The 20,100-nt window shown below is 66.5% G+C and carries 23 protein-coding genes; 17 read left to right on the top strand and 6 right to left on the bottom strand.

Annotated features, from left to right (window positions below):
• Positions 1-70: 70 nt before the first annotated feature.
• A complete protein-coding gene (locus ACIPR8_RS08315) occupies positions 71-982 on the bottom strand; it encodes a universal stress protein (protein WP_446540724.1) in 912 nt (303 codons plus the stop codon).
• A gap of 68 nt (positions 983-1,050) precedes the next feature.
• On the opposite strand from ACIPR8_RS08315, the gene ACIPR8_RS08310 reads away from it, so the two are divergent.
• Positions 1,051-1,968, top strand: coding sequence for an SDR family oxidoreductase (locus ACIPR8_RS08310; RefSeq protein WP_446540723.1), 918 nt, complete (start codon positions 1,051-1,053; stop codon positions 1,966-1,968).
• Positions 1,969-2,018: 50 nt separating this feature from the next.
• On the opposite strand, the gene ACIPR8_RS08305 is transcribed toward ACIPR8_RS08310, so the two are convergent.
• Positions 2,019-2,498 (bottom strand): Mpo1 family 2-hydroxy fatty acid dioxygenase, encoded by a 480-nt coding sequence (locus ACIPR8_RS08305; RefSeq protein ID WP_132863287.1) that lies wholly within the window; start codon positions 2,496-2,498, stop codon positions 2,019-2,021.
• An 85-nt stretch (positions 2,499-2,583) separates the two neighbouring features.
• Positions 2,584-3,510: a phosphoribosylaminoimidazolesuccinocarboxamide synthase gene (locus ACIPR8_RS08300; RefSeq protein ID WP_313252969.1), complete on the bottom strand. Its 927-nt coding sequence runs from the start codon at positions 3,508-3,510 to the stop codon at positions 2,584-2,586.
• 149 nt (positions 3,511-3,659) lie between these two features.
• On the opposite strand from ACIPR8_RS08300, the gene ACIPR8_RS08295 reads away from it, so the two are divergent.
• From ACIPR8_RS08295 to ACIPR8_RS08230, 14 genes are all read left to right on the top strand, one after another.
• On the top strand, positions 3,660-3,989 hold the full coding sequence (locus ACIPR8_RS08295; protein ID WP_132863290.1) for a J domain-containing protein: 330 nt from the start codon (positions 3,660-3,662) through the stop codon (positions 3,987-3,989).
• An 11-nt stretch (positions 3,990-4,000) separates the two neighbouring features.
• Positions 4,001-4,675 carry a ribulose-phosphate 3-epimerase gene (gene rpe / locus ACIPR8_RS08290; protein WP_132863292.1) on the top strand — a complete coding sequence of 225 codons (675 nt, stop codon included), beginning with the start codon at positions 4,001-4,003 and terminating at the stop codon, positions 4,673-4,675.
• Positions 4,676-4,970: 295 nt separating this feature from the next.
• Positions 4,971-5,711, top strand: coding sequence for an erythromycin esterase family protein (locus ACIPR8_RS08285; protein ID WP_446540722.1), 741 nt, complete (start codon positions 4,971-4,973; stop codon positions 5,709-5,711).
• 57 nt (positions 5,712-5,768) lie between these two features.
• Entirely contained in the window at positions 5,769-6,254 is a 486-nt protein-coding gene (locus tag ACIPR8_RS08280) for an N-acetyltransferase family protein (RefSeq protein WP_446540721.1), read from the top strand.
• 259 nt (positions 6,255-6,513) lie between these two features.
• Positions 6,514-7,443, top strand: coding sequence for a lipid kinase YegS (gene yegS, locus ACIPR8_RS08275; RefSeq protein WP_446540720.1), 930 nt, complete (start codon positions 6,514-6,516; stop codon positions 7,441-7,443).
• A gap of 253 nt (positions 7,444-7,696) precedes the next feature.
• Positions 7,697-8,932, top strand: coding sequence for a Ca2+-dependent phosphoinositide-specific phospholipase C (locus ACIPR8_RS08270; protein WP_446540719.1), 1,236 nt, complete (start codon positions 7,697-7,699; stop codon positions 8,930-8,932).
• Positions 8,933-9,237: 305 nt separating this feature from the next.
• Positions 9,238-10,713, top strand: coding sequence for an anthranilate synthase component I (gene trpE / locus ACIPR8_RS08265; RefSeq protein WP_446540718.1), 1,476 nt, complete (start codon positions 9,238-9,240; stop codon positions 10,711-10,713).
• Positions 10,714-10,770: 57 nt separating this feature from the next.
• Positions 10,771-11,547 (top strand): SIMPL domain-containing protein, encoded by a 777-nt coding sequence (locus ACIPR8_RS08260; RefSeq protein WP_446541054.1) that lies wholly within the window; start codon positions 10,771-10,773, stop codon positions 11,545-11,547.
• Positions 11,548-11,557: 10 nt separating this feature from the next.
• Positions 11,558-12,142 carry an anthranilate synthase component II gene (locus ACIPR8_RS08255; protein WP_192286834.1) on the top strand — a complete coding sequence of 195 codons (585 nt, stop codon included), beginning with the start codon at positions 11,558-11,560 and terminating at the stop codon, positions 12,140-12,142.
• A complete protein-coding gene (locus ACIPR8_RS08250) occupies positions 12,142-12,789 on the top strand; it encodes a LysE family translocator (RefSeq protein ID WP_446540717.1) in 648 nt (215 codons plus the stop codon). The genes ACIPR8_RS08255 and ACIPR8_RS08250 overlap by 1 nt, the downstream gene beginning before the upstream one ends.
• On the top strand, positions 12,786-13,298 hold the full coding sequence (locus tag ACIPR8_RS08245) for a DUF1543 domain-containing protein (RefSeq protein ID WP_446540716.1): 513 nt from the start codon (positions 12,786-12,788) through the stop codon (positions 13,296-13,298). Before ACIPR8_RS08250 ends, ACIPR8_RS08245 begins: the two co-directional genes overlap by 4 nt.
• Positions 13,299-13,312: 14 nt before the next feature.
• Positions 13,313-14,350 (top strand): anthranilate phosphoribosyltransferase, encoded by a 1,038-nt coding sequence (gene trpD / locus ACIPR8_RS08240; RefSeq protein WP_446540715.1) that lies wholly within the window; start codon positions 13,313-13,315, stop codon positions 14,348-14,350.
• Positions 14,351-14,417: 67 nt separating this feature from the next.
• A complete protein-coding gene (gene trpC, locus ACIPR8_RS08235; protein WP_132863308.1) occupies positions 14,418-15,212 on the top strand; it encodes an indole-3-glycerol phosphate synthase TrpC in 795 nt (264 codons plus the stop codon).
• Positions 15,209-15,931 (top strand): haloacid dehalogenase-like hydrolase, encoded by a 723-nt coding sequence (locus ACIPR8_RS08230; protein ID WP_192286830.1) that lies wholly within the window; start codon positions 15,209-15,211, stop codon positions 15,929-15,931. Before trpC ends, ACIPR8_RS08230 begins: the two co-directional genes overlap by 4 nt.
• Positions 15,932-16,042: 111 nt before the next feature.
• Here ACIPR8_RS08230 and ACIPR8_RS08225 read toward each other — a convergent pair whose 3' ends face one another.
• Together ACIPR8_RS08225 and crp are read right to left on the bottom strand one after the other, a co-directional pair.
• Positions 16,043-16,804 (bottom strand): sulfite exporter TauE/SafE family protein, encoded by a 762-nt coding sequence (locus ACIPR8_RS08225; RefSeq protein WP_446540714.1) that lies wholly within the window; start codon positions 16,802-16,804, stop codon positions 16,043-16,045.
• A 257-nt stretch (positions 16,805-17,061) separates the two neighbouring features.
• Entirely contained in the window at positions 17,062-17,751 is a 690-nt protein-coding gene (gene crp / locus ACIPR8_RS08220) for a cAMP-activated global transcriptional regulator CRP (RefSeq protein ID WP_132863313.1), read from the bottom strand.
• A gap of 177 nt (positions 17,752-17,928) precedes the next feature.
• On the opposite strand from crp, the gene speD reads away from it, so the two are divergent.
• Both speD and ACIPR8_RS08210 read left to right on the top strand, forming a co-directional pair.
• Complete coding sequence (speD, locus tag ACIPR8_RS08215) at positions 17,929-18,723, top strand: adenosylmethionine decarboxylase (RefSeq protein ID WP_054667806.1); 795 nt, start codon at positions 17,929-17,931, stop codon at positions 18,721-18,723.
• A 112-nt stretch (positions 18,724-18,835) separates the two neighbouring features.
• Complete coding sequence (locus ACIPR8_RS08210; RefSeq protein ID WP_446540713.1) at positions 18,836-19,150, top strand: DMT family transporter; 315 nt, start codon at positions 18,836-18,838, stop codon at positions 19,148-19,150.
• A gap of 171 nt (positions 19,151-19,321) precedes the next feature.
• Here ACIPR8_RS08210 and coq7 read toward each other — a convergent pair whose 3' ends face one another.
• Entirely contained in the window at positions 19,322-19,966 is a 645-nt protein-coding gene (gene coq7 / locus ACIPR8_RS08205) for a 2-polyprenyl-3-methyl-6-methoxy-1,4-benzoquinone monooxygenase (RefSeq protein ID WP_192286828.1), read from the bottom strand.
• Positions 19,967-20,100 lie beyond the last annotated feature (134 nt).

Genomic DNA, 20,100 nt, shown 5'->3' with positions numbered 1-20,100 from the left:
TTTCCAGTCTAACAGGCGCTTTTTTCCGCCCGGAACCTTTTTCTGAACGAGCCGTTCGGGTTCGGCGCGCTCAGTCGTCGTTCCCGGCGGCCGCCGCCAGCGAGCGCGGGTCGCGCACCAGCAGGGTGTCGGTTTCCAGCGTTTCGACGATGCGCCGCGCCACGCTGCCGATCAGCAGGTCGAACAACGCGCCCCGGCCGTGGGTGGCCACGACGACCAGTTCGGTGCCGGCGGACCGTGCGTGGTCGGCGAGGACGCGGGCTGGCTCACCGGGTTCGATGACCGCGTGCACGTGCGCTTGCCCCAGCCGTGGCCGCAATTGCGCCAGCAAGGCCTGCGCCTGCGTGCGCGCGGCGCTGGTGGCCTGTTCCTGCAGGGTGTCGCGGTCGCCGCCGGGGAGCAGGCTGCCGGGGGCATCAAGTGCATGCACCAATGACAACTGCAATGGCACATCGAACAGTTCCAGGGCGCAGCCAGCCGCCTGCGCGGCGCTGTCGGAGAAGTCGCAGGCCACCGCGAGGTGGCGGTAAGGGCCGCGTACCCGGTCATGCACGATCAGCACCGGCAGCCGGCTGTGGCGGGTCAGCCACATCACGGTTGAGCCCAGCGTGGGCTGCTCGAACAGGGAATCACGGGCGATGCCGGTGATGATCAGGTCGCAGTCCTCCTGCGCGGCCAGCTGCAGCAGTGCACGACCGACGTGGCCGTGGCCGATGCGCAGCTCCACCTGCAGGTCATCGGCGTCGCCTTCCAGCAGGCGTTGCAGGCGACGTTCGGCCAGCTGCCGGGCCTGGCCGTCGTCGACCGCTGGGGCCGAGGACAGCAGCCCGCCGGTGATGCCGGTGGCCGCTGCGTCCGGCAACACGGTCGCCACCACCAGCCGTGCGTTCCATTGCCGCGCCAGCTGCAACGCACGGGCCAGTGCACGGTCGGTGCGGGCGCTCAGGTCGGTGGCGAGCAGGAGAGCGGTGGGGGTAGTCATGGAATTCTCGTGGGAACGAACAAGCCGCTTCAGCAGAAGTGCGTGTGGGATCGCCTATGCTGTCACGTATGGAAGATAGCACTCACATCGAAAGGGAGCCGCGCACGGCATTGGTGTTCGGTGGCAGTGGGCAGATTGGCGAACGTCTCGTCGCGAACCTGCTGTCACAAGGGTGGGCGGTGACGGCGGTGTCACGACAGCCCCGCACCTCGGTCGCGGGAGAGGCGTGGTTGGTTGCCGACCTGTTCGGTGCATGGCAGGGGCCTGCACGATTCGATGTGGTCTTCAGCTGCGGGCCGCTGGATCATTTTGCGCGCTGGTTTGCGAGTACGTCGTTGGAATGTCCGCGCATCGTGGCCTTTGGTTCGACCAGCATGGAGGTCAAGCAGGATTCGATCGAGCCTGCCGAGCGGGCCGTTGCGCAACGGATGCGGCAGGCCGAGACCACTTTGTTCGTGGCGGCAAGTGAGCGTGGGGTGGCGGCGACGTTGCTGCGGCCGACGCTGATCTATGGTGCGGGCCGGGACAAGACCTTGACGGTGATTGCCGATATTGCGCGGCGTCGGGGTTTCTGCGTGTTGCCCTTTGCTGCGAACGGGCTGCGCCAGCCAGTGCACGTGCAGGATCTGGCCGATGCTGCCATGCAGGTTGTGGCGCGGCCGGAGACGTTTGGCAAGGGGTATGCCTTGGGAGGGGGGGAAACGTTGCCCTATACGACGATGGTCCGCAGGGTGCTGGATGCGCTGCGCCCGCGGCCAAGATTGTTGCGGGTGCCGACTTCACTTTTCAGGTGGGCATTGCACAGGGCACATGCCAAGGGCCGCCTGCAGGGCATGAGCGACGCAACCTTGGCGCGCATGTGCGAGCCGCTGGCGTTCGACACCGCACCGGCACGGCGTGATTTCGGCTATGCGCCGCGTCCGTTCATGGTGGATGCGGCCATGCTCGGACTGGCCGACGCACCCGCCGGCGAGGCGTCACCGTAGCGCGGGTGAACACCCCGGACTGAAAGGGCCGGCAATGCCGGCCCTTTGCATCAGTAACGCCAGCCGAACTGGCGGAACAGCTTGGCCAGCACCCAGATCGGCCCGATCAGCAGGTAGGTCAGGTCGGTCAGGAAGCTGGGCCGGCGGCCCTCGATCTTGTGGCCGATGAACTGTGCGATCCACGCCACCACGAACACGCCGATGGCGATGCGCAGCAGCATCGGGATGCCCAGCCGGTCTTCCAGCAGGCGGCACAGGCAGCCGCTGACGAAGAACAGGAACAGCATGCCGATGCCCAGCGGGCGGGACAGGCGGTTGTAGTAGGCCCAGGTGCCGAACATGGCCAGGGCGGCCCAGATCCCGTGCTGGAACCAGGGCATCAACGGCGGGATGCACCACAGCAGGGCGATCACCGACCACAGGATGGCCGGCACCGCGACCACGTGGATGGCCTGGTTGGTTTCATTGCGGTGGTCGCCGGAGTAACTGGCGAAATAGCGGTCCACCGGACGCGCGGTACTCATGTCCATACTCCCTCCCGGATGTGGCCGGCAGAGCATAGCGCGCCTTCCCTACGGACGCGCATGGTTGCCCAGGCGCGCCCCCGGGGCGGGATCAGTCGAGGTGGATCCCGGCCAGCTTCTGCAGTGCCTCGGCGTATTTGTCGCGGGTACGCCCGATCACCTCGGCCGGCAGCGTCGGGCCCGGCGCGGTCTTGCCCCAGTCCAGCGTCTCCAGGTAATCGCGGACGAACTGCTTGTCGTAGCTGGGCGGGCTGATGCCCACCTGGTACTCGTCGGCCGGCCAGTAGCGCGAGGAATCCGGGGTCAGCATCTCGTCCATGATGTACAGGCGGCCGTCGGCGTCGGTGCCGAACTCGAACTTGGTGTCGGCCAGCAGGATGCCGCGCTCGGCCGCGTACTCGGCGGCGAACTTGTAGATGCGCAGGGTGGCGTCACGCACCTTCTCGGCCAGGTCCGCGCCGACTGCCTTGACCATCGCGTCGAAGTCGATGTTCTCGTCGTGGTCACCGACGGCGGCCTTGGTGGACGGGGTGAAGATCGGCTCCGGCAGCTTCTCGGCCTGCTGCAGGCCGTTGGGCAGCTGGATGCCACTGATCTTGCCGGTGCGCTGGTAGTCCTTCCAGCCACTGCCGATCAGGTAGCCGCGGGCGATGGCTTCCACCGGGACCGGCTTGAGCTTCTTGGTCACCACCGCGCGCTTGGCGTACAGCGCCGGGTCCACGCCTTCGGGCAGCACGCTGGCCACGTCGATGCCAGTCAGGTGGTTGGGCATCAGGTGGGCGGTCTTGGCGAACCAGAAGTTGGATACCTGGCACAGCATCTCGCCCTTGCCCGGGATCGGGTCGGGCAGCACCACGTCGAACGCGGACAGGCGGTCGGTAGCCACGATCAGCAGGTAGTCGCCCGGGGGAGTGCCGGCAGGCAGGCGTTCGCGCGGGATATCAAACACATCACGCACCTTGCCGCGATGGCGCAAGGGCAGGCCGGGAAGATCGGATTGCAACAGCGTGGTTGGCACGGGCACTCCTGGGACTTGGCTATGAAGCCGCCGGCACGGAGGGACCCTTGGGGCCCGCGGCAGGACGGCGGGCGGCCTAGTGTAAAGCCGGATTGGGCCGCTGTGGCATAAAATGCAGGGCCCGCCCGCCCTGAATCGCAACCCCGCCCATGCGCTGGTACGGAAAACTGCTTGGTTTCATCGCCGGGGCCCTGCTTTTCAGGCCCAATCCGCTGTTTGGCGCGGTGATCGGCCTGTTGCTGGGGCATGCCTTCGACAGTGACTGGTTCAAGCTGGGCAAGGACCTTCCGTACCGTGAACTGGGGGTCACCCGCGACGCCACCGACGCCGAGATCGACCTGGCCTACCGCCGCCTGATCTCCCAGTACCACCCCGACAAAGTGGCCGGCGCCGCGCCTGAACTGCGCGAACAGGCCGAAAAGAAGGCGCGGCAGATCAACGCCGCCTACGACCGCATCAAAACCCTGCGCAAGCGCTGAAAGGCTTTCCCATGTCCAACTGCATCATCGCCCCGTCCATCCTGTCGGCCAACTTCGCCAAGCTGGGCGAGGAGGTCGACAACGTCATCGCCGCCGGCGCCGACTGGGTCCATTTCGACGTGATGGACAACCATTACGTGCCCAACCTGACCATCGGCCCGATGGTCTGCCAGGCGCTGCGCAAGCATGGCGTGACCGCGCCCATCGACGTGCACCTGATGGTCGAGCCGGTGGACCGCATCGTGCCGGACTTCGCCGAGGCCGGTGCCAGCCTGATCAGCTTCCACCCGGAGGCCAGCCGGCACGTGCACCGCACCATCCAGCTGATCAAGTCGCACGGCTGCAAGGCCGGCCTGGTGCTGAACCCGGCCACCCCGGTGGAAGTGCTGGACTGGGTGCTGGAAGACCTGGACCTGGTGCTGCTGATGTCGGTCAACCCGGGCTTCGGTGGCCAGGCCTTCATCCCGTCCACGCTGGACAAGCTGCGCGCGGTGCGCGCGATGATCGACAAGCTCGGCAAGCCGGTGCTGCTGGAAGTGGACGGTGGCGTGAAGGCCGACAACATCGGGCAGATCGCCGCCGCCGGTGCCGATGCCTTCGTCGCCGGTTCGGCCATCTTCAATGCGCCGGACTATGCCGAGGTGATCGCGAAGATGCGCGGCAACGTCGCGGCGGCGCGTGGCTGAGTATTGACGGCATGCGTCGTGCAGGCCGGAAGCGCGGGATTTCCGCGCTGTTCCGGGAGCATGTCGTTCGATGTGCCTGGTGGGTGGGCGCATTGGCTGGGATGGCCAGCTCGCCGGCAGCAGCCGAGGCGGTATCGCTATCTGAATCGTTGTGCGGGAAGCAGGTCGTGGCGCTGGGGGAATTGCCCAGTCATGGCGAAGCACTGGCTTTCCAGTTCAAGGCCGATTCTGGCGGACGCAGGAACTGGCTGAATGGCGCCAGTGGCTGTTCGGGACAGCAGTTGGCCGCCGTCGGTTGTACGTCGGCGGCCTGGACGACCAGGTATCCGACACCAGTGACTACGCCGGACAGGCGCTGCCGGCGCTGATTGCGGGTCAGCTGGAGGGTGCCGACAGGTTGCATTGTGAAGTGGCGGTGCGCAGGAACCTTGGATGGGACTACAGCAACGCACATGCCTACGATGCCGACGAGCGGGAGCTGCTCTCGAGCTGCGCCTCCCGGGCTGCCGCGGCCGGTGGTGCGCTTGCGCCCGAGGCGATGCGTATGTTGGTCAGCCTGTCCAGCTACTACGAACGGTCGGCGGCCCGGATCCCGCGGTCAACGCGCGATGAGGCCATGTACCAGAACGTGGTCTGGCATATTGGCCGGCTTCCGCCTGGAGCCAAAGTGGTGATCTGGACGGCGAACGTCCATGCCGCGCGGAGGCCCGGCAGCGGGCCGTTCGTGCCGATGGGCCATTTTCTTGCTCAGCGCTTAGGCGGTGACTACGCCGCCATCGGTGGCACCGCACTGAGGGGCTGGTCCAGGACGGCCGGTGGGCCGACCATGGAGTTGGAGGCCGCGCCGGAGCAGGCACTGGAAGCTCAGGCAGTTCAAACCAAGGGTGCAGTCGTCCTCGTGGATGCTGAGCGGTTGCGGAAGATTGGCCCGGTAGCGTCGCGGCTGACCGGATCGTTCGTCGAGGCGGACTGGTCGCAGTACTTTGATGCGGTGTACGTCGTGCGTGACGAGCGCGCGCCTACCCCACAATGGTGAGATCGCTGGTGAGGGCGTGAGACGGCGGTATGCTGTTCTTCTTCTAGCGAGGTGGACATGTCAGATCTGAACATCCGCCCGGCCACCGCCGATGACGCAGGCCTGATCCTGCATTTCATCCGCGAGCTGGCCATCTACGAGAAAGCCGAATCCTCGGTACAGACCGACGAGGCGGGCATCCGCGCCAGCCTGTTCGGGCCGGACGCCAAGGCGCAGGCGCTGGTGTGCGAGCGTGACGGGCAGGCCATCGGCTACGCGGTGTTCTTCTACAACTATTCCACGTGGCTCGGCCGCAACGGCATCTACCTGGAAGACCTGTACGTGAGCCCGGCGCAGCGTGGCAGCGGTGCCGGCAAGGCGCTGCTCAAGCACATCGCGCGGTTGGCGGTGGAGCAGGGCTGCGGGCGCTTCGAATGGTCGGTGCTGGATTGGAACACGCCGGCCATCGCGTTCTACCGCGCCGCCGGCGCGTTGCCGCAGGACGAATGGACGGTCTACCGCCTGCAGGGGGATGCCCTGCGACAGTTCGCCCAATCCGAATGAGGGAGAGTGCCGGGGCCGTGCGCGGCATCGGCCTTCCCGCCCATGTCCGGCGCAGCAGGGCTGCGCGCTGCCGGGGGAGCAAAAAGAAAGCCGCAGTGCTGCCACTGCGGCCGGGGAATTCATTCGGAGGCTGATCCTGCCTCCATCCGTCGTCCTTGCTATGGACTCCCATTCTCCGGGGAGTTGATGACGGGCATGTGACATTCACCGGATGCATTGCCGGTGCCTGCTAGCCTGCGCGCCTTCGATGGAGAGCCGCATGCCAACGCCCCCCTGGTTCCTGATCCTCAACGGCAAGTCCGCCGGCGATGACGCCGTGCGCGATGCGGTCGCGCGCGTACGTGACCGTGGCCAACCACTGTTGGTACGGGTGACCTGGGAAGCCGGTGATGCGGAGCGCTACGTGCACGAAGCCATCGCCGCGGATGCGGCGGTGATCGTTGCCGGCGGCGGGGATGGCACCTTGAGCGAGGTGGCCGAGGCACTGGCGCATACCGGCGAAGCGGCGGCCGCCTTGCCGGCGCTGTCACTGCTGCCGCTGGGCACGGCCAACGACTTCGCCACGGCAACGGGCATCCCGGTCGAGCCATTGGCGGCGCTGGATCTGATCAGCAGCGGCGGCGCACGGCCGATCGACCTGTTGCAGGTGGACGGCGACGGTGCGGTGCATTGGTGCGCCAACCTGGCCAGCGGTGGCTTCGGCACCGAGGTCACGGTGGAGACCCACGACGGCCTGAAGAAGATGCTTGGCGGCCTGGCTTACGTCATCACCGGCATCGCCCGGCTGGGCAGGATCGAGCCGATCCGCGCCCGCATCCATGGCGAGGGCTTCCAGTGGGAAGGCGGCCTCATCGCGCTGGGCCTGGGCAACGGTCGCCAGGCCGGTGGCGGCCAGGTGCTGTGCCCGGACGCGGTGCTGGATGACGGCCTGCTGGAGCTGACCGTGGTTCCCGAGCTGTCCGGGGAGCTGGTATCGACCCTGGGCACCCTGTTCAGCGACGGCAAGCACGCTGCGCTGGAGCAGGTGGCCGAACGCGCCCGGCTGCGCGAGGTCTGGATCGAGGCCTCGCGGCCGATGACCCTCAACCTGGACGGCGAACCCCTGCAGGCGCGCCGTTTCCATGTGCGCTGCGAGGCGGGGCGGGTGCGGATGCATCTGCCGATGCTTACGGAGCTGATGTCCGGCTGATGTGATCGCGGGCATCAGTGGCCCGTGATGGCCGCGAGGTGAGCGACCTACCCCTGGTTTGCACTGCCGATGATGCCGCCCGCTTGACTGTTCCAGGGTCCAGCGACATCGGGAAGCACGGGTGGAACCCCGCGGCGAAACGGGTCACGCACTGTCCTGAAAACGGGCACGCCGAGGCACGCGGGCGTAAGGCCGGTGTCACTGCGCCCGCCTAGGATCGCGTCCCTGATTCCCTGCCTGGCTTGATCCGCCCATGTTCCTGCGCCCGTCCTTCCCTGCTTTTTCCCATCGCAGCACTGCCGTGCTTCTGTACCCGCTGGCCGTGGTGCTGGGCATCTGCTCCGCGCCGGCGTCAGCGACGGAGCCGCGCCTGAACCAGATCCAGGTCATCGGTACCCACAACAGCTACCGACAGAGCGCCGATGCGCGGGTGTTTGGCGTGATGGACCCGTTGTTGAAGCCGCTCATCGATGCGTCAACCCGGCAGATGTCCATGCAACGCCGGCGCGAGTATGCCGACGAGCATCCGCATGTGTTCACCGATGGCCTCGCGCAACCGCTGGAGTACCGTTTCCCGTCGCTGGAGACGCAGCTGCGCGCGGGACTGCGCAGCATCGAGCTGGACCTGCATGTGGACCATGACGGCGGTCGATTCAGTGACCCGTTGCCCTATCGCCTCCTGCGGTCGCGGGGCGAGAAGGAGCTGGAGCCCCTTTACGACGCAGCGTTGCAGACCCCCGGCCTGAAGGTCCTGCATATGGCCGATGTCGATTTCCGCAGCAGTTGCCCGACCTTCCGGATCTGCCTGCGGCAGTTGCGCAACTGGTCCGATGCCACGCCAGGGCATTCGCCCGTATTCGTGCTGTTGGAGCCCAAGTCCGCTGGCCATGCAATCGCCCTCGCCGGGGCCACGCCGGTCGCACCATTCGATGCCCGCGCGTTCGCGGAAATGGATGCCTCCATCATCCAGGTGCTGGGACGGGAGCGGGTGCTTGCACCGGATGATCTGCGCGGCAAGGCGGCCACGCTGGAAGCGGCCGCGCGTGGCGGCCAGTGGCCCACTCTGGATCAGGCGACTGGAAAGTTCGTCTTCCTGATGATCGTGCCCGGGATGCATCTGGAGACGTTCGCCCCGTACCTGCAGGGACATCCCAATCTGGAAGGACGCATGGCATTCGTACAAGGCCGACCGGGCATGGACCACACTGCGTTCGTGATGATCGACAACGCACTGACGCGCGGCGATGAAATACGCCAACGGGTCGATGAAGGCTACCTGGTCCGCAGTCGCGCCGATATCGATACCGGGGAGGCGCGCGCCAATGACAGCCACCGGCGTGAGGCGGCGCTGGCAAGTGGCGCGCAGATCATCTCGACCGATTATCCGTTCGCACCGAACATCTTCGGCAACGACTACGTGGTCCAGCCGTTCGACGGTGGCTGGCGCTTGAATCCGGTCATTGCAGGCGGGATTGGGCAGGCACGGTGAACCCTCCGCAATCGTTTCGCCCGGCACATCGGCGTCCAAGGGGGGAGGGCGGTTGCGGATATCGACTCCCCATCCTGAATGGGGTGAAAACCCGGCCACGGATGGGTCCCCGTGGCTCCCGGTCGTTGCGGTTGAAAGCAAATTCCGCTGGCTACGTTCCCACGCGCGGCCGCAGTTGCGGTAAAGTGCCCCGGTGCCCATTCTGACGACCAAGCGTTCCCTTTCTTCTGCTCGCCGCTGGTGGCGATGGTGGCCCGTTGCCGTCGTCCGTCCCGCCACCGTCGTTTCCCGGAAGGAAAGCCGTCTTGATCTCGCCAGAGCAGTTCCAGCAGCAGGCCGCTGAAGGCCACACCCGCATCCCCGTCGTCCGCGAAGTGCTGTCCGACCTGGACACGCCGCTCTCGGTTTACCTCAAGCTCGCCGACGGCCCGTTCACCTATCTGTTCGAATCGGTCGAAGGCGGCGAGCGCTTCGGGCGCTATTCCATCATCGGCCTGCCGGCCCGCCGCATCTACAGCTTCCGTGGCCACACGCTGGAGACCAGCGAGCTGGGTGAGGTGATCGAGCGCCGCGACGTCGCTGACCCGCTGGCCGAAGTGGAAGTGCTGCGCGCCCAGCATTCGGTGCCGCAGTTCGAAGGCCTGCCGGGCTTCACCGGTGGCCTGGTCGGCTGGTTCGGCTTCGAATGCATCCAGTACATCGAGCCGCACCTGGGTGCCGGTGACAAGCCCGACGAGCTGGGCACGCCGGACATCCTGCTGATGCTCTCCGAAGAGCTGGCGGTGTTCGACAACCTCAAGGGCCGGCTGTACCTGATCGTGCATGCCGATCCATCACAGCCGCAGGCCTGGGCGCGCGCCAACCGTCGCCTCGACGAACTGGCGCACCGGCTGCGCCAGGGCGGCGCCGGCTACCCGCAGGCGCAGGTGTCCGATGCGATCGACGAGCAGGACTTCAAGTCCTCCTTCACCAGCGAGCAGTACCACGACGTGGTGCGCAAGGCGCAGGAGTACGTGCGCGCCGGTGACATCTTCCAGGTAGTGCCCAGCCAGCGCCTGCGGGTGCCGTTCCGCGCGCGCCCGATCGACGTGTACCGCGCGCTGCGCGCGTTGAATCCGTCGCCGTACATGTATTTCATCGATGTCGGTGGCACCCAGGTGGTGGGTTCCTCGCCGGAGATCCTGGCGCGCCTGCGCGATGGCGTGGTCACCGTGCGCCCGATCGCCGGTACCCGCCCGCGTGGCGCCACCCCGGAACTGGACCAGGCGCTGGAGGCCGAGCTGTTGGCCGATCCGAAGGAACGCGCCGAGCACGTGATGCTGATCGACCTGGGCCGCAACGACGTCGGTCGCATCGCCGAGCCCGGTACGGTCAAGGTTGGCGAGCAGTTCGTGATCGAGCGCTACAGCCATGTCATGCACATCGTCAGCGAGGTCACCGGCACGCTGAAGGCCGGCCTGAGCTACAGCGACGTGCTGCGTGCGACCTTCCCGGCCGGCACCGTCAGCGGCGCGCCGAAGATCCGCGCGCTGGAGATCATCCGCGAGCTGGAGCCGGTCAAGCGCAACGTGTACTCCGGCGCGGTCGGTTACATCGGCTGGCACGGTGATGCCGATACCGCCATCGCGATCCGTACCGCGGTGATCCAGGACGGCCACCTGTACGTACAGGCCGGTGGCGGCGTGGTCTACGACTCCGACCCGGACGCCGAGTGGCACGAAACCATGAACAAGGGCCGTGCGTTGTTCCGCGCGGTGGCGCAGGCAGCGAAGGGGCTGTGATGCCTGCCTTCTGTCGTTCCCCGGATGTCTGACTTCGATCATCAAGGAGATACGTTGATGCCACGGATACTGCCGCGTTTTCTTTTTACCGTGCTGCTGATGCTGCCGTTGGCCGGCATGGCGCAGGTCAATAGCCTGCCGTCGCAACCGCACCTGCTGGTGAAGGGGCAGGCCAGCCAGGAAGTGGTCCCGGATCAGTTCGGGATCAGCATCGTCCTGCGTTCGATGGACAAAGCCCCCTCGGTGGCGAGAGAGAAAGCGCAGGCCAACGCTGCGCAGGTGCTGGCAGCATTCAAGGCACAACATGCGCTGAGCGAGAGCGTGCAGGCATCGGCGCTGAGTATCGGGCCGGAGTATCGATACGAAAACAATGCGCAGGTGTTCGTGGGGACCAAGGTCGAGCGTTCGCTGTCGGCGAAGTTCGGTTCGCTGGAGGATGTACGGCATCTGCTCGCCAGCTTGAAGACCAGCGAAGAGCTGCAGGTTTCCGGCATCACCACCGGCTTCAAGGACGAGGCCAAAGTGCGTGCCGGGCTGAAGCGCCAGGCGGCTGAGCAGACGCGGGAGACTGCGCGCAGGCTTGCCGAGTCCTACGGTGTGCGCCTGGGTGGGCTGTACACCATTTCCGAGGTGGCGCCGAGCTTTGCCTATGGCGTTCAAGCGGGCACGTGGCCACTTGAGCGCGGCTCCGGTGGATTGCCATCGCCGCCTGTGCCGCCAACCGACCTTGCAGTCAATGCGCGCGCGGCAGATGGCTTTTTCTCGGAGTCTCTGGAAGCCGGCAGCCTCACCCTTTCCGAAAATGTCTACGCGATCTTCCTGATCGCCCAATGAGCCTATTTCCATGCTGTTGATGATCGACAACTACGACAGCTTCACCTTCAACCTCGTGCAGTACCTGCAGATGCTCGGTGCCGAGGTGAAGGTGGTGCGCAATGACGCGATGAGCGTCGAGCAGATCGCCGCGCTCAAGCCGTCGCACATCGTGGTCTCGCCGGGGCCGAAGACGCCCAACGAAGCCGGTGTGTCGCTGGAGGTGATCCGCCAGCTCGGCCCGAGCATTCCGGTGTTCGGCGTGTGCCTGGGCCACCAGAGCATTGGTCAGGTGTACGGCGGTGACGTGATCCGTGCCAGCAACATCATGCACGGCAAGACCTCGCCGATCCGGCACGAGGGCAAGGGCGTGTTCGCCGGCCTGCCGGACCGCTACGAGGCCACGCGTTACCACTCGCTGGTGGTGGACAAGGCCACGCTGCCGTCCGAGCTGGAAATCACCGCCTGGACCGAGAACCCGGACGGCTCGATGGAGGAAATCATGGGCCTGCGCCATCGCCAGTATCCTGTGGAAGGCGTGCAGTTCCATCCCGAATCCATCCTCACCCAGCACGGCCATGCGCTGATGAAGAACTTCCTGGACCGCACGGCATGATGATCGAGCCGTCCCAGCTGCTGTTGTTCATGCTGGCCGGTTGGGTGCTGAACCTGACCCCGGGCCCGGACGTGCTCTACATCATCAGCCGTTCGCTGCGTGGCGGGCGCCGTGCCGGCTTTGCCGCGGTGGCCGGCATCAGCACCGGTTGCCTGGTCCACGTGGCGCTGGCATCACTGGGGCTGGGCGTGCTGCTGGCCACTTCGGCGACGTTGTTCATGGTGGTCAAGGGCATCGGCGCCGCCTACCTGCTGTGGGTCTGCGTGCGCCTGCTGCTGGCCAAGGGCAGCCCGGACACCCTGCAACAAGGCGTGGATGCCGGCGGCGGCGCGGGCTCGTGGTGGCAGGTGTTCGCCGGTGGCTTCCTGACCAACGTGCTGAACCCGAAGGTGGTGCTGTTCTTCCTGGCCTTCCTGCCGCAGTTCATCGCCCCCTCGGTGCAGAACAAGACGCTGGCCTTCGCCATGCTCGGGCTGATCTTCACCGTCAACGCGCTGCCGATCACCACGCTCTACGTGCTGGCGGCCGACCGCATGCGCAGTAGTCGCTGGGCCGCGCGCGGCATGCAGTGGCTGGACAAGGTGGCCGGTGTGCTGTTCATCGGCTTTGGCGTGCGCTTGGCATTGAGCGCGAGACCGGTGCCATGAGTGATGCCGACCTGCGCTTGTTCGTGGTGATGCTGGGCGGGCGCCATGCCCGCGCCAACACCGAAGTGCACGACGTCGTGTTCGCCGTGGCACCCAGCATCGAACAGAGCTACCCCCAGCTGCGCCAGCAATGGTTCGGCGATGCGTCCGGGCTGCACTTGGATTCGTGGATGACCGTCGATGGAGTGGAGCAGTGGCAGGTGCGCCTGTCCGCCGAAGCGCCCGCCGCCGAGGCACCCCGGCTGTACTTCGTGAACCTCGGTGGCTACGTTGCCGGCGAGTTCGGCGAGGCCCATCGCTACCTGCTGGTGGTCGCCGGCGACAGCGTCGATGCCAAGCGCAAGGCGCTGGCGCAGGCCGAAGCGGAGTGGATCAAGCCGCACCGTGACGCGCTGCTGGACGTGGACAGCTGCCTGCCGGTCGGCCCGATCGGCGGCCTGCACGTGCAGCTGCTGCCGGGCCCGCATGCCGGCATCCACAGCCAAAGCGACTACATCGTTATTTCCTGATTCCTGGAGTTGTCATGACCCTCACCGCGCAGGAAGCCCTGCAACGCACCATCGAGCACCGCGAGATCTTCTTCGACGAGATGGTCGACCTGATGCGCCAGATCATGCGCGGGGAAGTCTCGCCGACCATGACCGCGGCCATCCTCACCGGCCTGCGGGTGAAGAAGGAAACCGTCGGCGAGATCGCCGGCGCGGCCACGGTGATGCGCGAGTTCGCGCTGCCGGTGGCGGTGCAGGACAAGACCCACCTGGTCGACATCGTCGGCACCGGCGGCGATGGCTCGCACACCTTCAACATCTCCACCTGCTCGATGTTCGTGGTGTCGGCGGCCGGGGCCAAGGTGGCCAAGCACGGCAACCGCAGCGTGTCGTCCAAGTCCGGCAGCGCCGATGCGGTGGAGGCGCTGGGCGCGATCATCGAACTCAACCCGGGGCAGGTCGCGCAGGCCATCGAGCAGACCGGCATCGGCTTCATGTTCGCGCCGATGCACCACCCGGCGATGAAGGTGGTGGCACCGGTGCGCCGCGAGATGGGCGTGCGCACCATCTTCAACATCCTTGGCCCGCTGACCAACCCGGTCGGGGCCACCAACATCCTGATGGGTGTGTTCCATCCCGATCTGGTGGGCATCCAGGCGCGCGTGCTGCGCGAGCTCGGTGCCGAGCGCGCGCTGGTGGTGTGGGGACGCGACAACATGGACGAGATCTCGTTGGGGGCCGGCACGCTGGTCGGCGAACTGCGCGATGGCAAGGTGCGCGAGTACGAGATCCATCCGGAGGACTTCGGCATCGCCATGTCCGCCAGCCGCAACCTGAAGGTCACCAACCCGGAAGAGTCCATCGCCATGCTGCGCGGCGTGCTCGACAATGTGCCGGGCCCGGCCAATGACATCGTCGCGCTCAATGCCGGCGCGGCGCTGTACGTGGCCGGCGTGGCCGACAGCATCGCCGATGGCCTGGCCCGTGCCCGCGCGGTGATCGCCGATGGCAGTGCCCGCGCCCGCATGGAACAGTACGTGGCCGCCACGCGCCGGCTGGCCGCTGTCATTTGAACCCCGGCTCGCCCCGGTCCTCCCGATCACCCGCGCCCGCAATGCCCGTCTTCCAGGAAGCAGAACCATGAGCGACATCCTCAACACCATCCTCGCCCGCAAGTCGCAGGAGGTGGCGCAGCGCAGCGCCCGCGTGCCGCTAGCCGAGTTGAAGGCGCGCGTGGCCGACGCCTCGCCGGTGCGCGGCTTCGCCAATGCGCTGCAGGCGGCCATCGCCAACGGCGACCCGGCGGTGATCGCCGAGGTCAAGAAGGCCAGCCCATCCAAGGGCGTGATCCGCCCGGACTTCCGCCCGGGCGAGATCGCGGTGAGCTACGAGTTCGGCGGCGCCAGCTGCCTGTCGGTGCTGACCGACGTGGACTTCTTCCAGGGCGCCGACGCCTACCTGCAGGAAGCGCGCGAGGCCTGCACGCTGCCGGTGCTGCGCAAGGATTTCGTCATCGACCCCTACCAGGTGGTCGAGGCGCGCGTGCTGGGTGCCGACTGCATCCTGCTGATCGTCTCGGCGCTGGATGACCGTCAGCTGGCCGAACTGTCCGACCTGGCGATGCAGCTGGGCATGGACGTGCTGGTCGAGGTGCATGACATCGACGAGCTGGAGCGTGCCATCCAGGTGCCGGTGCCGCTGGTGGGCATCAACAACCGCAACCTGCGCACCTTCGAGGTCTCGCTGCAGACCACGCTGGCGATGAAGGATGCGGTGCCGCGGGACCGCCTGCTGGTCACCGAAAGCGGCATCCTCGGCCCGGCCGACGTGGCGACCATGCGCGGTGCAGGCGTCAATGCCTTCCTGGTCGGTGAGGCCTTCATGCGGGTCGAAGAGCCGGGCGAGGGCCTGCGTCAGCTATTCTTCCCGGCATGACCGAGTCCTATCCTGTTCCCCGCGACGATGCCCCGCTGGTCGTCTTCGATTTCGATCACACGCTCTACGACGGCGATTCCGGCAGCCACCTGTTCGCCTGGTTGATCAAGCGCAACCCGCTGCGGATGCTGGCCGCGCTGCTGATCACGCCCATCGCCGGCCCGCTGGTGGCGATGCTGCCGACCCGCCGCATCGGGATCTCCGCCTATGTGTGGGTGGCCACCTTCGGCCTGCACAAGGCACGCGAGTTCAACAGCGTGATCGACCAGTACGTGCTCAGGCACGAGGCGGAAATCCGCCGCAAGCTGCTGCCGCATGCGCTGGACGTGTTTGCCGCCCATCGCCGTGCCGGCGACCGGGTGGTGGTGGCCACCGGCGCGCCGCCGGAACTTGCCCGCGCCATCCTGGCCTTCGTCGCCCAGCAGGGCGTGCCGGTGATCGGCAGCGAGGTCGGCCCGCGCCTGGGCGCGGTGGGTGCCACCCGCCACTGCCACAACGAGGAAAAGATGCGCATGCTGCGCGAGCGCGGTTATGGCGACATCGCCATTGCCTATTCGGACAGCACCGCCGACCTGCCGCTGCTCAAGGCCGCCAAGGCCCCGGTGGTGGTCAATCCCAAGCATTCGCGCGTGGCGTACTTCGGCAAGGTGCTGCCGGCCGGCACGCCGATCCTCAACTGGGGTTGCGTCGGCCGCGGCGGCGATCCGCTGCCGAAGTAACGAACGGCCTTCTCCCACGCGGGGTGAAGGCATGCGGCTTGCGAGCCGTTGGCCCGTGCATGGCCGGGGGGCGCAGCGAGGTGCCCAACGGGCGGATGAGGGCTTCTGCGCTCAGCCGGCGCGCAGCTTCATCACCGCCATGCCGATCTGGAACAGGCTGATCGACAGCACCAGCACGCCCACGGCGACCAGCACCCAGCGCTCCTTGACCCGCTTCACCAGCAGCGCCGCCACCGGCGCGGCCATCATCCCGCCGACCAGCAGGCCGGCGACGATGGACAGGTGCTGCAGCCCCATCGAGAGCAGGAAGGTGATCGAGATCGACAGCGTCACCACGAATTCGGCCGCGTTGACCGAGCCGATGGTGGTGCGCGCCTGCCCGCCGCGGGCCAGCAGGGTGGAGGTGGCCACCGGGCCCCAGCCGCCGCCACCGCTGGCGTCCAGCAGGCCGGCGAAGAAGCCCAGCACCGGTACCCGCTTCACTTCCTGGCGCGGTGCGAACTTGCCGGCCGCACGGGCCAGGATGAAGATCGCCAGCACCAGCAGGTAAAGATAGATGAACGGCCGGACCACATCGCCGGGCAGCTGGGTGAGCACATAGGCTCCGATCGCCCCGCCGACCGCGCCGGACACGGCCAGGCGCAGGAACAGCCGCTTGTCGACGTTGCCGGCGACCAGGTGCGAGACCCCGGACGCGCCGGTGGTGAACACCTCGGCGGTATGGATGCTGGCGCTGACCGCCGCCGGTGGCAGCCCCATGCTCAGCAGGACCGAGGACGAAATCAGTCCGAACGCCATCCCCAGCGCGCCGTCCACGAGTTGGGCGCCCAGGCCGATCAGGATGAACCAGTAAAACTCGGTGCCGAATTCCATTCCCTGAGCCTGCGGGCTGGGGCAGGGCAGGTCAAGGCGCAGCGCCCAGGCTGACCGGCTTCAGTGACAGTGGCAGGCCGGGGGTAACGCTCCGGCAACGTCGTGGTCGTGGCCAACGGGCAAGCGACCGTGGACGGTGCGGTTGTCGGCGCTATGGACCTGTCGGCCCTTTGCGGCAAAGGGCGTGAGGGTGTGAGATTCAACGTGGCGCCCAATGTTTGCCCCCTGTAACAAACATCGGGTGGGGTGGGGCAGGCTCAGCGCGTTCCGTACAGGACCACGGTCTTGCCGCGGGCATGCAGCAGCCCGTCGGCCTGCAGCTTCTTCAGCACGCGCCCGGCCATTTCACGGGAGCAGCCGACCAGTCGGGCGATCTCCTGGCGGGAGACGCGCAGCTGGGTGCCCTGCGGGTGGCTCATCGACTCCGGCTCCTTGGCCAGGTCGTGCAGGGTGCGGACGATGCGGTCGGTCACGTCCAGGAAGGCCAGGCGGCTGGCCTTGCGGCTGGTGTGCAGCAGCCGGCGGGAGATCTGCGAGCCGATGGCGTACAGCAGCTTCGGCGCGTCGGTGGACAGCGGCCCCAGGAACAGCTGGTGCAGCCGCTCGTAGCTGATTTCGGCCAGCTCGCACGGCGTCCGGGTACGCAGGATGACTTCACGCTTTTCCGACTCGATGAACAGGCCCATCTCGCCGACGAACTCGCCGGCGCCGAAGTAGCCCAGCACCAGCTCCCGGTCATCTTCCTCCTCGGCGATGATGCTGACCGAGCCGCTGACCACGTAGTACATGGTCCCGGCGGGGTCGCCCGGGCGGAACACATCGGTGCGGGCCGGATAGCGCCGGCGGTGGCTATGGGCCAGGAAGCGGTCGATGGTCGCGATATCCAGCGCAAGCGGGCTGGAGGCGAGGCGCACATTGGTCACAGTGTTTGTGTTCCCAGGGCTCATGTTTGGAGTCCATAAATGAATGAACTTGACGGAGTTCACAAAAAGAATGAACTTGCTTAATGGGCAAGCTTAACGAGCCCGATCATAAGGGGCAAACGACCTTACGTGGGAACCGTATCGCGGGGGGGAACTTTGCCCCATAATTCGCGCTTTCCACCATCTACAGGATCGACCGCCGTGGTCAAGCCTTTGCCTCGCCTGAGGTTGCAAGGATTCAACAACCTCACCAAGGCCCTGAGCTTCAACATCTATGACGTCTGCTATGCGCGTACCGAAGAGGAGCGCCAGCGTTATATCGAGTACATCGACGAGGAATACAACGCCGATCGTCTCACGCAGATTCTCACCGATGTGGCCGAGATCATCGGCGCAAACATCCTCAACATCGCGCGTCAGGATTATGACCCGCAGGGTGCATCGGTCACGATCCTCATTTCCGAGGAACCGGTGATCGACAAGAAGGCCGCCGGCAAGGAGCTGATCTCCGACGCCGTGGTCGCGCACATGGACAAGTCGCACATCACCGTGCATACCTACCCGGAGACCCATCCGCAGGAAGGTATCGCCACGTTCCGTGCCGACATCGACGTGGCCACCTGTGGCGTGATCTCGCCGCTGAAGGCGCTGAACTACCTGATCGAGAGTCTGGAATCGGACATCGTGATCATGGATTACCGCGTGCGTGGCTTCACCCGTGACGTGAAGGGCAAGAAGCACTTCATCGACCACAAGATCAACTCGATCCAGAACTTCCTGGCCAAGAACATCAAGTCGCGCTACGAGATGTTCGACGTCAACGTCTACCAGGAAAACATCTTCCACACGAAGATGCACCTGAAGGACTTCGACCTGGACCAGTACCTGTTCGAGGAGAAGGCCAAGAACCTGTCGTTCAAGGAACGCATGAAGATCGAGGCGCTGCTGCGCCGTGAGATCGAAGAGCTGTTCCACGGCCGCAACCTGGCCGAGTAAGCACAGGCAACACCGGCGGGACGGCCCGCCCTGCAGTCACTGCAGAACGAAACCGACGGCGGCCCGGTGCGGAAGTACCGGGCCGCTTTGTTCTTGAATGAGGAAAACAACGATGCCCTGGATCTATCTGCTGCTCGCCGGCGTGTTCGAGATCGGCTTTGCACTGGGCCTGAAGTACAGCGAAGGCTTCTCCCGGCCGCTGCCCAGCGTGATCACCGTGGTGATGGCCGGCATCAGCCTGTGGCTGTTGACCCAGGCGCTGCGCACCATTCCGGTGGGCACCGGCTATGCGGTATGGACGGGCATTGGCGCGATCGGCGTGGCCATCGCCGGCATGCTGCTGTTCGGCGACAGCACGTCGTGGCCGCGGCTGCTGTGCATCGCGCTGATCGTCTCCGGTGTCATCGGCCTGAAGCTGGTCAGCTGACCCGCAGTACCGAGCCAGGCCCGGCAGGTTCTGCGGACATGCCATAGCGGGGCATGGCCCGCTCTACCCGGAGTCCAGGGAGTGCCGAGCCACGCTCGGCACGGGTTTCACCGACATGTCGCAACGAGGCATGACACCGGTCGGCCGGGCTGTCCCCCCCTGACGGATGTCTCAAATTCGATACGCCACCGACTTCATCGCCCGGGAGGCCAGGGCCATCACCGAGGGGATCGGGAACGGGAGCTTGCGCGCGCCGGCATGCTCGGCGTGTTCGGCATGGCGGGCCTCGTCGAGCTTCATCACCTTCAGGATCTCGCGGCTGCGCTGGTCGGCCGGTGGCAGGGTCTCCAGATGCTCGTCCAGGTGCGCTTCGACCTGGCGCTCGGTCTCGACCACGAACCCCAGGTTCCAGCCATCCCCGCGCAGGCCGGCCAGGGTGCCGATGGTGTAACTGCCGGCATACCACAGCGGGTTGAACAGGCTGGGGCGGCTGCCCAGTTCGCGCAGGCGATCGGCGCACCAGCTCAGGTGATCGGTCTCCTCCTGTGCGGCCGCCAGCAGGTGTTCGCGCGTGGCCGGGTCGCGGGCGACCGCCGCCTGGCCGAAATACAGGCCCTGGGCGCAGACCTCGCCGACATGGTTGATCCGCATCAGGCCTGCCGCATGGCGGGTTTCGGCGGCGTCCAGCACCACCTCGGGGGTGTCGCCGGCCGGGTTCGGGCGTGCGGCCGGCGGATTGCCGAACACCGTGTCCAGGGCGCGCTGGGCTTCGGTCAGCAGGTGGTCCAGGGGCGTCTGTATGCGGGCAGCGGTCATGGCGGGCCGGTGGAGTGGGGTGGCCCGATTCTCGCCCCTGGTCCCTGGCCTGCCAAGGGCACCCAGCCCCGGGGTTGGGGATAACTTGCGCCGGCCCGGCGACCCCGGTACAATCCCGCGCTTCTGTTTCACCA

The sequence above is a fragment of the Stenotrophomonas sp. LARHCG68 genome, assembly GCF_052871705.1.
Note: the sequence above shows the minus strand (reverse complement) of the source record. Positions and strands in the feature narration are given on the sequence as shown.

Coding starts and splice junctions, on each gene's coding strand:
- ACIPR8_RS08315 (WP_446540724.1), bottom strand. CDS start 982: ATGACTACCCCCACCGCTCTCCTGCTCGCCACCGACCTGAGCGCCCGC.
- ACIPR8_RS08310 (WP_446540723.1), top strand. CDS start 1,051: ATGGAAGATAGCACTCACATCGAAAGGGAGCCGCGCACGGCATTGGTG.
- ACIPR8_RS08305 (WP_132863287.1), bottom strand. CDS start 2,498: ATGGACATGAGTACCGCGCGTCCGGTGGACCGCTATTTCGCCAGTTAC.
- ACIPR8_RS08295 (WP_132863290.1), top strand. CDS start 3,660: ATGCGCTGGTACGGAAAACTGCTTGGTTTCATCGCCGGGGCCCTGCTT.
- rpe (WP_132863292.1), top strand. CDS start 4,001: ATGTCCAACTGCATCATCGCCCCGTCCATCCTGTCGGCCAACTTCGCC.
- ACIPR8_RS08280 (WP_446540721.1), top strand. CDS start 5,769: ATGTCAGATCTGAACATCCGCCCGGCCACCGCCGATGACGCAGGCCTG.
- yegS (WP_446540720.1), top strand. CDS start 6,514: ATGCCAACGCCCCCCTGGTTCCTGATCCTCAACGGCAAGTCCGCCGGC.
- ACIPR8_RS08270 (WP_446540719.1), top strand. CDS start 7,697: ATGTTCCTGCGCCCGTCCTTCCCTGCTTTTTCCCATCGCAGCACTGCC.
- ACIPR8_RS08260 (WP_446541054.1), top strand. CDS start 10,771: ATGCCACGGATACTGCCGCGTTTTCTTTTTACCGTGCTGCTGATGCTG.
- ACIPR8_RS08255 (WP_192286834.1), top strand. CDS start 11,558: ATGCTGTTGATGATCGACAACTACGACAGCTTCACCTTCAACCTCGTG.
- ACIPR8_RS08250 (WP_446540717.1), top strand. CDS start 12,142: ATGATCGAGCCGTCCCAGCTGCTGTTGTTCATGCTGGCCGGTTGGGTG.
- ACIPR8_RS08245 (WP_446540716.1), top strand. CDS start 12,786: ATGAGTGATGCCGACCTGCGCTTGTTCGTGGTGATGCTGGGCGGGCGC.
- trpD (WP_446540715.1), top strand. CDS start 13,313: ATGACCCTCACCGCGCAGGAAGCCCTGCAACGCACCATCGAGCACCGC.
- trpC (WP_132863308.1), top strand. CDS start 14,418: ATGAGCGACATCCTCAACACCATCCTCGCCCGCAAGTCGCAGGAGGTG.
- ACIPR8_RS08230 (WP_192286830.1), top strand. CDS start 15,209: ATGACCGAGTCCTATCCTGTTCCCCGCGACGATGCCCCGCTGGTCGTC.
- ACIPR8_RS08225 (WP_446540714.1), bottom strand. CDS start 16,804: ATGGAATTCGGCACCGAGTTTTACTGGTTCATCCTGATCGGCCTGGGC.
- crp (WP_132863313.1), bottom strand. CDS start 17,751: ATGAGCCCTGGGAACACAAACACTGTGACCAATGTGCGCCTCGCCTCC.
- ACIPR8_RS08210 (WP_446540713.1), top strand. CDS start 18,836: ATGCCCTGGATCTATCTGCTGCTCGCCGGCGTGTTCGAGATCGGCTTT.
- coq7 (WP_192286828.1), bottom strand. CDS start 19,966: ATGACCGCTGCCCGCATACAGACGCCCCTGGACCACCTGCTGACCGAA.